Annotated in this window: 12 protein-coding genes; 6 read left to right on the top strand and 6 right to left on the bottom strand. The window is 40.5% G+C overall.

The genetic code is table 11. The features are described from left to right. Positions 1-10: 10 nt before the first annotated feature. Positions 11-688: an NADH-quinone oxidoreductase subunit B family protein gene (locus FTU29_RS03730; RefSeq protein WP_078191105.1), complete on the bottom strand. Its 678-nt coding sequence runs from the start codon at positions 686-688 to the stop codon at positions 11-13. Between the two features lie 6 nt (positions 689-694). Beyond that, positions 695-1,243, bottom strand: coding sequence for an NADH-quinone oxidoreductase subunit A (gene ndhC, locus FTU29_RS03725; RefSeq protein WP_078192295.1), 549 nt, complete (start codon positions 1,241-1,243; stop codon positions 695-697). A 557-nt stretch (positions 1,244-1,800) separates the two neighbouring features. Between ndhC and FTU29_RS03720 the strand changes: the two genes are divergently transcribed. Further along, complete coding sequence (locus FTU29_RS03720) at positions 1,801-2,157, top strand: hypothetical protein (RefSeq protein ID WP_078192296.1); 357 nt, start codon at positions 1,801-1,803, stop codon at positions 2,155-2,157. 92 nt (positions 2,158-2,249) lie between these two features. On the opposite strand, the gene bfmS is transcribed toward FTU29_RS03720, so the two are convergent. Together bfmS and bfmR are read right to left on the bottom strand one after the other, a co-directional pair. Continuing rightward, positions 2,250-3,911, bottom strand: a complete 1,662-nt coding sequence (gene bfmS, locus FTU29_RS03715; protein WP_180034533.1) for a sensor histidine kinase BfmS — start codon at positions 3,909-3,911, stop codon at positions 2,250-2,252. Positions 3,912-3,955: 44 nt separating this feature from the next. Beyond that, positions 3,956-4,672, bottom strand: coding sequence for a response regulator transcription factor BfmR (bfmR, locus tag FTU29_RS03710; protein WP_067764711.1), 717 nt, complete (start codon positions 4,670-4,672; stop codon positions 3,956-3,958). A 588-nt stretch (positions 4,673-5,260) separates the two neighbouring features. Here bfmR and FTU29_RS03705 point away from each other — a divergent pair. From FTU29_RS03705 to FTU29_RS03690, 4 genes are all read left to right on the top strand, one after another. Next, positions 5,261-8,092, top strand: coding sequence for a ribonucleoside-diphosphate reductase subunit alpha (locus FTU29_RS03705; protein ID WP_180101836.1), 2,832 nt, complete (start codon positions 5,261-5,263; stop codon positions 8,090-8,092). 439 nt (positions 8,093-8,531) lie between these two features. Continuing rightward, positions 8,532-9,815: a ribonucleotide-diphosphate reductase subunit beta gene (locus tag FTU29_RS03700; protein WP_078191110.1), complete on the top strand. Its 1,284-nt coding sequence runs from the start codon at positions 8,532-8,534 to the stop codon at positions 9,813-9,815. Positions 9,816-9,984: 169 nt separating this feature from the next. Beyond that, a complete protein-coding gene (locus tag FTU29_RS03695) occupies positions 9,985-10,593 on the top strand; it encodes a DUF805 domain-containing protein (RefSeq protein WP_078192309.1) in 609 nt (202 codons plus the stop codon). Positions 10,594-10,657: 64 nt separating this feature from the next. Continuing rightward, positions 10,658-11,257 carry a DUF805 domain-containing protein gene (locus FTU29_RS03690; protein ID WP_078192310.1) on the top strand — a complete coding sequence of 200 codons (600 nt, stop codon included), beginning with the start codon at positions 10,658-10,660 and terminating at the stop codon, positions 11,255-11,257. 40 nt (positions 11,258-11,297) lie between these two features. Here the strand turns inward: FTU29_RS03690 and FTU29_RS17320 are convergent, their stop codons facing one another. Both FTU29_RS17320 and FTU29_RS03680 read right to left on the bottom strand, forming a co-directional pair. Continuing rightward, positions 11,298-11,711 carry a TM2 domain-containing protein gene (locus FTU29_RS17320; protein WP_218954854.1) on the bottom strand — a complete coding sequence of 138 codons (414 nt, stop codon included), beginning with the start codon at positions 11,709-11,711 and terminating at the stop codon, positions 11,298-11,300. Positions 11,712-11,804: 93 nt separating this feature from the next. Further along, positions 11,805-12,974, bottom strand: a complete 1,170-nt coding sequence (locus tag FTU29_RS03680) for a low temperature requirement protein A (RefSeq protein ID WP_180064948.1) — start codon at positions 12,972-12,974, stop codon at positions 11,805-11,807. 296 nt (positions 12,975-13,270) lie between these two features. Here FTU29_RS03680 and FTU29_RS03675 point away from each other — a divergent pair, with 296 nt between their 5' ends. After that, positions 13,271-13,723, top strand: a complete 453-nt coding sequence (locus tag FTU29_RS03675) for a hypothetical protein (RefSeq protein ID WP_180120487.1) — start codon at positions 13,271-13,273, stop codon at positions 13,721-13,723. The last annotated feature ends 3 nt before the right edge of the window (positions 13,724-13,726 follow it).

Here is a 13,726-nt window from a genome sequence, read left to right as displayed (position 1 = left end):
GTCGCAGTGATTATTTAATTTCATCCATTGAGCGTAAGTTTTTCACTGCAATACGCTGTGCGTTCTTACGGTCACGTTCTGGCATCATCTTTGGCTTATACACTGGCTTAAGATCATCACCAATCACGGCCGATAAAGGACGGCGCTCAAGTTGAATCTGGTCTTGCAATAACATCAATGCCTGAATTAAAGCTTCAGGACGTGGTGGGCAACCTGGGATATACACATCGACAGGGATGATTTTATCCACACCTTGTACAACTGAATAAATGTCGTACATACCACCAGAGTTTGCACATGCGCCCATTGAGATTACCCATTTAGGCTCAAGCATTTGCTCGTACAAACGTTGAATTACAGGCGCCATTTTCATGAAGCATGTACCTGCAACAATCATCAAGTCAGCCTGACGTGGTGAAGCACGAATAACCTCGGCACCGAAACGTGACAAGTCATGCACGCCTGTTAAAGTCGTTGCATACTCTACGTAGCAGCAAGATGTACCAAAGTTGAACGGCCAAACTGAGTTTTTGCGACCCCAGTTTACTGCTGTATGTGCAACATCCTCTAAACGAGTCATGAACACATTTTTATTCACTTCTTCTTCAAGCGGATCGGTAACGATTTGACGCTCTTGAAGTGGATATTGATCAGCATCCGGATTCGCACGGGTTAATGTATATTTCATCCCGTCTTACTCCTTGTCAGATGATGCAGTCGGTGACTTAGATTTCACACGACCAGATGATTGCGCTGGAATTTGACCTGTAGGGTCCATAACCAACTCTTCAATAGAGTTAAAGCGTGTGATTTCTGCGATATCCATATTTGGCGAACCAATTTTAGGTTTAATTCCCGCCGCTTTACGCTTGTCAGAAGGTGACCAATTCAAACCACCAGAAGACAATTCATAAACCAAACCAGCAAGTAAAACTAAAATAAAGACTGCTGCAGCTGCAAAACCAACCCACCCAGTTTCACGAACAGAAGATGCCCATGCATAAAGGTAAAGTGCTTCGATATCGAACACCACGAAGAAGATCGCAACTAAATAGAATTTCGCAGACAAGCGAATACGTGCACCACCAGCACCTACTACACCTGACTCAAACTGCTCTTGCTTAGCACGACCCCATGATTTACCCCCAAGGAGTAAAGGGACGGTCAGCATAAAGACGCAAAGGAATGTAACGCCGATCACGAAGGCAATAATTGCCCAATCGTATGGAGTAATGGCACTCATGCGGGGATAACTCCTGGCAGGCCTATTTATTAACAAAGAATGTATGTATTGGCCTTCAAATACACCAAACACAAAATTAATCCCGCCAATTGTACCTGATTGAGGAGGCTTCTTGCTAGCTTATCGATATTCGTCTTTAGGATGATTTTTTAATCATTTCAGCATTTAAATTGGGTTTACTCCCTTAAATTTAGGATTAATCGTTTAATTAGATTAGATCTTATTTTTTTATTAATTATTACATTTATGCGATTTTAACAGAAAACTATGACTGTTCAGTTTCATGAACAAATCCTTCAACTTTTAGCTCATGTATTAAATTTTCATGGCCGTATCATTTATTAAATAAATTCCATCTTGTTTCAAATTGGTTGCCTGTTTGATTCCATCTATTAGCTTTGATCTTACCCCTAAAATGAAAAACAAGTTGAATTAGCACAAAGAAAAAAGGCTTTTTTTAGCTTCTTGTGACTTTTTTGCAATTCTTTGACACGACCCACAAAGAGTGTGATATTTGTAGTTAAAACACAAAAAGCAATCACAACGGAGAGACAATAATGACTTTAGAATTTACGCATAAACCCGATTATTTTCTATCTGCACAATTGGTGATTCACCATATTAAAAGCTACTTAGATAAGCATCCTGATGCTCAAAATGCCATTTTTGATTTACGTGATATTTATGAGTTGTTACGACAAGATTTAGCTTCTGCAACAACCAACCTTAACGGGATTATGAATATTGCAGATGAATATAAACTTGAAACTTTAAACGGTGATCAAAAACTTATTAGCAATTATTCTATCGATGCTAAAAACAACTCCTTACTCATCGATTTTAATGCAGATGCTCTTGCCGCATTAAAAAATGGCAAACCTATTATTGAACCCGATGCAACAATTACGGAATAAGTAGAAAACTGATATCAAAAAGCCATTCAAATTGAATGGCTTTTTATACTTATCATTCACTAAAATCAGCTTAGCTACATATCTAAGCTTACTTAATTTTCATTGGTACTCGGTTCTTTAACATCTAACTTCGGTTTATTTTTCTTAAAACGAGTTGCAGGCCATGTCATGGTGAAACGCGCCCCGCCTAATATTGGACTTTCATCAATATCAATAGTCCCGCCAAACCAATATGCAATACGACTAACAATCGATAAGCCTAAACCATAGCCCCCTGAAGCACGTGTGCGACTATCATCTAAACGTGCAAAAGCATCAAAGATACGTTTACGATCTTCTTCTGGAATGCCGGGGCCATCATCTTCAACACAGATATAAGCCATACCTTCATCATTCACACCACCACTAATCAGCACTTTATCATCACAATATCGCACTGCATTCCCCACCAAGTTTTGTACAACACGGTGTAAATAGCGACGCTCGGTTTCCACAACCACTCCAATTGGTGGTGCTTGCAATTCCAAGGTTTTCCCAGTCTTTAAGGCTTCAGTTTCAATCAGAACCTGATCTAAAACTTCAAACAAGCTAACATCTTCAAACTCCAAAGATGGCATACCCTGTTCGAGCTTAGCATAGGTCATGATTTCATCAATCAAGGTGTTGAGCGCTTCGATATCTTTGTCGATTTGTTCAACTTGTTGCTGACGGTAATCGTAGTCGTCTTCATCCGCCATCATTTCTACACCAAAGCGAATACGTGCCACAGGTGTCCGCAGTTCATGCGATACCGCGCGCATTAACTCACGCTGCGCTTCAATTAAACGCTCAATATGATCCGACATCGAGTTATAGCTCGATGCCAAGGTACCAAACTCATCCGTGCTTTCGACAGGCAGACGCACAGATAAGTCCCCGCCCTTCATTTTATTTAACGCATAATTTACAGCACGTAACTTACGTTGCATCGGCACCAATAGGCCATAAACACCCAAGCTCAACACAAATAAGCTCAGTAGCGTAATACCTGCTGCCAACTGGAAAGGCATCCAATTGAATAGCGGTACCGGCCCCATGACCAAGACTTCTGAAGTTGAGCTTGGAATTGGCGATACGATCGAAATGGTCGTGCCGCGCTCAGTCGCACTATCACGATACAAAATAATGCTGTGATCTAAGCGTAATCGGCCGATTTGCTCAGAATCTAAAGGCAAACTCTGAACATTTTGAATTGAAATTGGGTAAGAAAAATGATGCTGGATTTTTTCAAGATATTGTTTTTCTTGACCTGGGTAATAAACCAAATAATCCAGTATAAAGACAGGCAACGCCTTCATTTGGCGTTCTGAAATATTATCGGCTTTAATATACAGCAGATGTGCAGGGTCATCTTTTAAGCCAATAATAATGTAGGCTGCCGTCGTTTGTGCGTCCCAACGCACTACAGCTTTACGCTCTTCTATACGTTTTGTTTCCGCTCGGGTTAAATCAACCTGATTAGCTTTTACATAATAAATAGGCAACTCAAGTAGATCAGATGCATCTGACACCCAATCTGACTTTTGTTGTTCATTTGGCTGACGTGCAATACCTTCACTTATAATGAAAGCCAAACCGTCAGTAAGCGATTCACGATATTCTTGCGCGCGCTGGTAGTTAATGATTTGCACCAGCAAATAGCCAAATGTAGCGACTAAAAAGACTAAAATCAGTAGCCCCGCATAAACGCGCAAAAATATACTGTGTTTAAACACGTAAAAGTGTCCTACTTTGCCAAACTAAGGGACGGTATTTTACATTAAATGCCGTTGGTTTCTTTTACGAATAAATAACCTTTACTACGTACGGTTTTAATACGTTTCGGATTTTCTGGATCATCGCCAATTTTTGGACGAATACGCGAGATACGCACGTCAATTGAACGGTCTTGACCATCGTATTCAATACCACGCAGACGCTCAAAAATATCTTCACGAGAAAGAATGCGACCCGCATTAGATGCCAACAACCATAAAAGGTCATATTCTGCACTGGTAAAGTCAACCAACTCATTATTGAGTGTGACAGAACGACCACCATTATCAATTACAAGATCATCAAATTCTATGCGCTGTGCAACCTCATCTTCTGGTGCTTTGTCTGTACGACGTAATAATGCACGAATACGCGCAAGTAAAACGCGAGGTTGAACAGGTTTTGCAACATAATCATCTGCACCCATTTCTAGACCCAACACTTGGTCCATGTCTTCGGTACGTGCAGTCAACATTAAAATTGGTTGATGGTAGTGTGGACGAACTTCACGACAAATGGTTAAACCATCGGCACCCGGAAGCATCACGTCGAGTAATACCATATCTGGTTGTTCAGCGATAATACGGCGAATCGCACGATTACCGTCTGGTTCTACCCCAACTTCAAGTCCGTTACGGATTAAGTATTCTTGAGTTAAACGAGCAAGACGCTCATCGTCTTCAACAATTAAAATTTTAGGTAACTTTTCTTCTTGGCTCATTGATTGCCCCTTATTTGATTGGGCGTATCCTATTTGAAATCCGATAGATACGCTTAAACATAGTTTGCAATATACACACGTTTACATTGTAAACAAGATGGCATTCACCAAACTGATACATCAATATCGTATTTTGTAATAAATTTTAACCTGCTACATTTTTGCAGCCGTATTTACCAATCATTTCCATGCCCTATTGCTCACAATACCAACAATTATAAATTTGGATACATTTTCATCGAATAAAAACTGACTGATTAATTCACAACTTTTTAGGCTTTCTGAAGTTATCCACAATGTTATCTATAAGCACTCTTTTTCGACTTTGCTATGCTATGCCCTTGTCGGATAAGGCATATATAACAAAGATAAAAAATAGGGATTTTTTGAGATGGATTTCTGCCAGAAAAGTTCAAAGCATTTAGTAAAATGTCAATATTGATATACCCTGAATTTTCCCGTATCTTGTGTTCAATAAATTTTTAAACCACTAGGTCTTGTGTTTAAACCTCAAACACTGTGGCATAAAAATTGCCCAGTTCAAACGGTCCTAACATAAAAATAGATGACAAATGGAGCTATGCTAGCATGAGCGTAACGAATTCAACCCCTGGTCAAATTCAGGTGATTAAACGCACCGGTGACGTTGCACCTTTTGATGCAGAAAAAATCTCTGTGGCGATTGGTAAAGCGTTCTTGGCCGTTGAAGGCCAGCAAAGCGCTGACTCCAGCCGTATTCATGACCGTATCTCTCAATTAACTGAGATGGTATTGAATACCTTTAACCGTCGTTTACCTTCTGGCGGTACCATTCATATTGAAGAAATTCAGGATCAGGTTGAACTTGCGCTTATGCGTACAGGTGAGCAAAAAGTTGCTCGCTCTTACGTGATTTACCGCGAACAACGTGCCGAAGCTCGTAAACAAACTGGTGCTCACCACCACCCTACTTTACAAGTGACAGGTTCAAACGGTCAGCTTAAACCGCTTGATCTTGGCGCACTTGAGGCAAATATTGTTAAAGCAGCTGAAGGTTTAGAAGGCATCGATGTTCGAGCGATTATCGATGAGACTGTAAAAAACCTTTATAACGGCGTAAAAGAGTCAGACATCTCAACGACCATGATGATGGCTACTCGTACACGTATCGAACAAGAACCAAACTATACATATGTGACTGCGCGTTTATTGCGTAACGACCTTGTTGCTACAGGGTTAGAGTTCTTAGGTTTAGATAGTGACACGAATGAAGGCGACGCTTTAGAAACTTTCTTGAAGAAAGGTATCGAGCTTGATCTTCTTTCTCCAGAACTACTTAACTTTGACCTTGCAAAATTGGCTGCTGCGATTCAACCAGAACGCTCAAACCAATTTACTTATTTAGGTCTACAAACCTTATTTGACCGTTACTTCATCCACTCAGATGGTGTACGTTTCGAATTACCACAATTATTCTTCATGCGTGTTTCAATGGGTCTTTCATTGAACGAAGCAAACCGTGAAGAACGTGCAATCGAATTCTATAACTTATTGTCTAGCTTCGATTACATGGCGTCTACGCCTACTCTATTTAACTCTGGTACTTTACGTCCACAGTTATCTAGCTGTTACTTAACAACGATTTCAGATGACCTTTACAACATTTATGGCGCAATGCGTGATAACGCAATGTTGTCTAAATGGGCGGGTGGTTTAGGTAATGACTGGACACCAGTTCGTGCGCTTAACTCGTACATCAAAGGTACAAATGGTAAGTCACAAGGTGTTGTACCGTTCCTTAAAGTTGCCAACGATACTGCTGTTGCAGTCAACCAAGGTGGTAAACGTAAAGGTGCAGTATGTGCATACCTTGAAACTTGGCACTTGGACATCGAAGAATTCCTAGAACTTCGTAAGAACACAGGTGATGACCGTCGTCGTACACACGACATGAACACAGCGAACTGGGTTCCTGACTTGTTTATGCAACGTGTATTCGAAGATGCTGAATGGACTCTGTTCACACCATCTGAAACACCTGATTTGCATGACCTAACAGGTGCAGAATTTGCTGAACGCTATGCTTACTATGAAGGCATTGCGAAAGAAACCAACATGCTACATAAGAAAGTCCGTGCGAAAGACTTATGGCGCAAAATGTTGTCTATGTTGTTTGAAACTGGTCACCCTTGGATCACATTCAAAGACGTATGTAACTTACGTTCACCACAACAACACGTGGGTGTAGTTCACTCTTCTAACTTGTGTACAGAAATTACGCTGAACACGAACGAAGATGAAATCGCAGTATGTAACTTAGGCTCAATCAACCTTGTACAACACGTTCAAGGCGGTGTGTTAGATCGTGAAAAGCTTGCTCGTACAGTTAAAACTGCTGTTCGTATGCTCGACAACGTGATTGACATCAACTACTACGCTGTTCCTCAAGCACGCAACTCGAACTTGAAACACCGTCCAGTGGGTATGGGTATCATGGGCTTCCAAGATGCTTTATACGAAATGAAATTGGCTTATGGTTCTGATGCTGCGGTTGAGTTCGCTGACGAATCTATGGAAGTGATTTCTTACTACGCAATCCAAACGTCTAGCGACTTGGCAGTTGAACGTGGTACTTACGAGACATTTAAAGGTTCACTTTGGGATCAAGGTATCTTGCCAATTGACTCTTTAGATATCGTACAAAAAGCTCGTCCTGACCGTATGTTCGAAGTTGACCGTACAACACGTTTGGACTGGGATACTTTACGTACTAAAGTTCAAAAAGACGGTATGCGTAACTCAAACGTGATGGCGATTGCACCGACTGCAACCATTTCGAACATTTGTGGCGTATCGCAATCAATCGAACCAACATTCCAAAACTTGTATGTGAAATCTAACCTTTCTGGTGAATTCACTGTGATCAACCCGTACCTAGTACGTGCGTTAAAAGATCGCGGTCTTTGGGATTCTGTAATGGTGAACGACCTGAAACACTTCGAAGGTTCGGTTCAAAAAATTGCACGTATTCCTGAAGAGCTTAAAGCAATCTTCGCGACTGCGTTCGAAGTTGAGCCACGTTGGATTGTTGATGCTGCATCACGTCGTCAAAAATGGATCGACCAAGCTCAGTCTCTTAACCTTTACATCTCTGGTGCAAACGGTAAGAAACTTGATATGACGTACAAAATGGCATGGTTACGTGGTCTAAAAACTACTTATTACCTACGTGCATTGGGTGCGACTTCTGCTGAGAAATCAACCATTAACACTGGTGCATTGAACGCGGTTAAGCCTGCTACTGTTGCAGCACCTGTAACTGCAGTTGCAAAAGAAGAACCTAAAGCTGAAGTTGCTGCTGAAGAAGAAGGTTTTGGTCAAGCGGCTCCAGTGCCAATGGCATGTTCAATTGACAACCCTGATTGTGAAGCTTGTCAATAAGGAGAGCTTTACAAATGGCAGACTTATCTAACTTTATTTACGCGTTAGCAGCATTAGTAGCTTCAACAGGCTTCTTAGTATTAACCCTAAAAATTGTTGTTTAATTCAGTTATGCCCCACTTGGGGCATAACTTCTGCCATTAAATTAGGAAAAAAGGAAAACCCCCATGCCACATATGACGCATAACTATCAGTTAGGGCTTATTGCTTTGGTGGTTTCTTTTATTTTGACTTTTTATGTCCCGATCGCCTATTTCTGGTTCAAGGCATATAAATCGCGTAATCAAAATAAGTAGTGGGGATATTTGCTCTACCGAACACTTTTAGAGCAGTGATCGACAAAACTTAATTTTGCTTACACAAATTGAGCGTATAGTAGGACATCTCAGCGACGCTGGATGTCTATAAAAGATATAAAGCAACGAAGAGAGAACTGTTTATGTCTATCCTAAGTTGGGACGATTTCGAAGATGATGAACCGAAACAAGCTGCACAAGCTCACCAGCCTGCGCCCGTCGAACCGCAAAAAACGACTGATTCGCAAGTGGTATCTAATGCACAGCACTCATCGCCGAATTTGGCAGCTGCACAACCCGCTCGAACCAGTACAAATCGACCAACAGATCCAACCGATCCGTTGGCAAGAGCATCTAACGCTCTAGAAAATCTAGACGTTGCACCTGGCTTAGAAGAGCTAGAAATGGGTGCTCAGCGTGTTCAAGTTGACGATAAAGCGATGATCAACTGCCGCGCTGACTTAAACCAACTTGTACCGTTCAAATACGAATGGGCTTGGCAAAAATATCTAGACGGTTGTGCAAACCACTGGATGCCGCAAGAAGTGAACATGAACCATGACATCGCACTTTGGAAGTCTGAAAATGGCTTAACCGAAGATGAGCGTACCATTGTTATGCGTTCTTTAGGTTTCTTCTCGACTGCGGATTCATTGGTTGCAAACAACTTGGTTCTTGCAATCTACCGTCACATTACCAACCCTGAATGCCGTCAGTACATCTTACGTCAATCATTTGAAGAAGCGATTCACACGCACGCTTACCAATACTGTATCGAATCTTTAGGTATGGACGAAGGCGAAGTCTTCAACATGTACCGTGAAATTCCTTCAGTGGCTCGTAAAGCAGCTTGGGGTCTGAAATATACACAATCTTTAAGTGATCCTACGTTCAAAACAGGTACACCTGAAAACGACCAAATCTTGCTTCGCAACTTGATCGCGTTCTACTGCGTACTTGAAGGTATCTTCTTCTACTGTGGTTTCAGCCAAATCTTGTCTATGGGTCGTCGTAACAAGATGAATGGTGTTGCTGAGCAATTCCAATACATCTTACGTGATGAATCTATGCACTTGAACTTTGGTATCGACATGATCAACCAAATCAAGATCGAGAACCCTCACCTATGGACTGCTGAGTTCCAAGAAGAAATCATTCAAATGATTCTTGAAGGTACAATGCTTGAAATCGAATATGCACGTGACACGATGCCACGCGGTGTATTGGGTATGAATGCAGGCATGATGGAAGAATACTTGAAGTTCATCTGTAACCGTCGTTTGAGCCAATTGGGCTTGCCTGAACAATTTGCTGGTGTGAATAACCCATTCCAGTGGATGTCAGAAATGATGGACTTACGTAAAGAGAAGAACTTCTTTGAAACTCGCGTAACGGATTACCAAACTGGTGGTGCGTTAAGCTGGTAATAAATTTTTCAGCGAAATATCAAAAGCGGAACCAAGTGTTCCGCTTTTTTTATGAAGAATTTCATTCACCCAAGCAAATCTATGCATTTAATTTAATTCATATTCTGCTAATATAAAACGGTATAAAAATACATCAATTAATAAAAATCACATAATAAAAGAGGACAGAATGAAAGGTCAGATTTTAGATTATTCAGTACAAACCAATTCAGGCATTATCAGTGGAGATGATCAAAACCGTTATGAGTTTACAGGTGCAGAATGGCGTGGCCAAAACTCACCTAAACGCGGCGATCATGTAGATTTCGATATCAGTCCAGAAGGTCAAGCTGTTCAAGTATTCAATGCTCTTGGCAGCAGTAATCCTATTCAACAAATTTCACAGCAACTCGATAAAATTTCAAACCAAGACCAAGCTGAATCAAAATTCAACATGATTGATTGGTTTGTCAAATGTCTAAAAAATTATGCCAACTTTACTGGACGTGCACGCCGTAAAGAATATTGGTTTTTTGTATTGGTCTATCTTATCGCAATGATTATTACTCTAATTGTAGATTCCGTGCTTAGAACCAGAGGAATATTCACAGGTATTTTCATCTTAGCAATGGTTATTCCTTCCCTTTCTGTTGCAGTACGCCGTTTGCATGATATTAATAAATCTGGTTGGTATTGGTTAATACAAATGATTCCGCTCGTTGGACCAATTCTGGTTCTAATTTGGCTTGCAACGGAAACCAAACCTGAAGTAAACCAATGGGGACAACCTGCAAAATAAATAAAAAATCGTGGCTACTGTTCATCTAGCCACACTATCAACAGCACATTAACTCAGGAAAAATATGAAAGGACAAATACTAGATTTTTCGATTCAAACTAATACTGGGGTGATTAGTGCTGAAGATGGAAAACACTATCAATTTGCTGGTCATGAATGGCGAGGTCAAAGACCACCTACACGTGGAGAACAGGTTGATTTTGCTTTGGATGAAAGTGGGCAAGCGATTCAAGTCTATATTGCATTACGCCAACAAAGTTTTTCCACCAATACGCGAACAAACTACAGTGAAGAAGAGGAAAACTATGACTTTTTCGCGTGGTCATTCAAACCACTGAAAAAGTTTGCTGAATTTGAAGGACGTGCTCGACGTAAAGAGTTCTGGTTCTTTTGGCTATTTTGTATATTGGTCACTATACTTGCCTCTGTTTGCGATTTCGTAATTGGCAGTGAACCTTGGCTAGAAAATATTACCAATATCGTTTTACTCATTCCTAGCTTAGCTGTTGGCGCACGTCGACTACATGACACGGGACGTTCGGGTTGGTGGCAACTTTTAATGCTCACAATCATTGGGATCATCCCACTGATTATATGGTGGGCTACAGACACCAAAGCCGAGAACAACCAATGGGGTCAACCCGCTAGAGATCTGCAACAATAAAATAAGGCGCACAATGCGCCTTATCTTTTAACACAAAAATTTAGCCATATTTACGTGCAAAATCTTCATCTGAAGTGCATAGATAAATAATAAATTCAATAAAAGCAACAATGGGTGGAATAAAGGTCCAACAGAATAGTAGATACACAATCCCCCATCCAATACGACCCAAATAGAATTTATGGATACCAAATCCACCAAGGAAGAATGCTAAGAGTGCAGCAACAATTCGACTCTTTTGACCGTATTGCGTGCCTAAAGCATTCGGCACAGCGACTAAGTAAATATCGGTTGCGTAACCCATTCCACTTGTCTCAAAATCAACAAATTGTCCACGAGCAGGAACAGTTTGTCCTTTCCAATCGCTTCCAGAAAATTGATAACGATTCTGATCATCTCCGCTGATGATGCCTGTATTATTTTGAACAGAAAAATCGAGTATTTGCCCTTTCATATAATCCTCTATGTTTTATCTTTATTTGATGATTCTTGGACGTTATTTTCATCAGCAATATAACGAATTATTGATCAATGTCATATCATTAACTTATCTTGCCAAATAGCATTTTGTAAACATCAATCGCAGTGCGTATACCACTGCCATCGCAAATATCGCATAACCTGCAGGAGTGATAAACAACGGAATACACAAAACAATCACCACGGTTAAAGGATATAAAAGTTTTCTAAAGCCACTTTGATGATGCAATTCATGGAGTAAATATAAACTTGTCGTATAAATCACGAGGCTGATCGCCACAAAGTAGCTTTCTTTTTCAGAACTAATCAGTGCCTCATGCGAAACCACATCGACTGCGGCAGCTAAACTAGCACCAATCGCTGCAATACTAATAAAGACAAAGAAATGTCCATACCCCCAAGTAAATGCCATTTTTCGGCTATTTAAACGCTCTGCAATACTGGTATCAAAATAAGACCACCACATGGTGAACATCATCATGAGGCCGCCTACCATCAAAAAGATCAGTTCAGTACTAAAACGCTGATTTGTTAATGCATCGGTTATGGCAATCGAACATCCGACAATAGATTCGCCTAAAACGATAATGGTGAGCAGTGAATATCGCTCAGCAATATGATGCGCATGCCACGGTGTACGGCTTGCAGCTTCTGCAAAAACTGGCACAGACAGTTCAGCAATTGCGAGCAAAATGAAAAGATAAACGGTGAAATGCAGCGGTGAAAAATGAAAGAACAGCCACCCGACTTGTACCAGTATGATGCCAAAAGCATAGCGTAATGCAGTTTTCCGACGGGACAGATCATGCTTTGCAACGCGAAACCACTGCGTAACTAAGCCTAGACGCATAATGGCATAGCCAATCACAATCACATCAAAATCTTGCTTTTGAAAAGCGCTTGGAATACCAGCAGCAATGACCAAAGAGCCAATAATCTGAACAAAAGTTAAGATTCGATAGAGCGCATCATCATTATCATACGCCGAAGCAAACCAACTAAAGTTCATCCACGCCCACCACAAAGCAAAAAACACCATGCCATACAGCGTTAAACCCTGAGCCAAATGATTTTCAACAATGGCATGATGCAGTTGCTGCCCTGCTGTTGCGATCGCGACAACAAAGATCAAGTCAAAAAGCAATTCTAAAGAGGTCGCAACACGATGATGCTCATGTGGATCACGTGGGTGCAATGGTTTGAGCCACTGACTAGGGAATAAAAATGATTTGGACATAGCATTCAGCTTTATTATTTTCTGTCTGAATTTTTTCAAAAGCCTGAAATAGTTACAAGGTCGATTACATATATCAGATGAGAAACAGTTTTCTAGAAAAAGGATAATGGCTTTAAAAACCTACTTAAGCGTTTGATATTTCAATCATGGAAGTAAAAATTCAAAGTGACAAAACTACGAAAGATGTTTTAAACAAAAACTCGATAGATCGATGTGTTTTTTATATCTCAACTATATTTTTCTCTAAATTTTAATGACATACTGCTAGCCACTAAAAACAATAATGAAACCTAAAAGTGATGTTAAAAGAAAAATTAACGTCTTTTCCTGACGCAGTTTGGGTACAGATCCATTATGATCAAATGCAAGTTTTAACGCGTGATCATCAAATTGTAGCTGAACAAAACTGCCCTCTGGCGTTTATAGAACGCGGAAGTTTTGTCCGAAACTATCATGTTGCAGAACAGTGCTTCAACCAACTCATACAACAGATCCACTTCAAGTGGTATGAGTTTGGACAGCCGGTTATTTTTATTCAGTTAAAAGAACGCTTAAGTGAAGAAGTCAGCGCGCTCGAGCTACGAGCCATTCAAGAAATGGCACTAAGCGCAAATGCACATTTTGTATTTGTTTACGACAAACATGGTATCGCACTCGAAGCAGAAACCATCAAAAATGATGAGTCACCTTTGCTCAAATGGTTTTTCTGTGGGCTGATTTTTCTGATTTTGCTGATTATCTTTAAATAATCA

It is taken from the genome of Acinetobacter sp. YH12086, assembly GCF_013419345.1.
In the GTDB taxonomy this organism is placed as follows: Bacteria; Pseudomonadota; Gammaproteobacteria; order Pseudomonadales; family Moraxellaceae; genus Acinetobacter; species Acinetobacter amyesii.
Note: the sequence above shows the minus strand (reverse complement) of the source record. Positions and strands in the feature narration are given on the sequence as shown.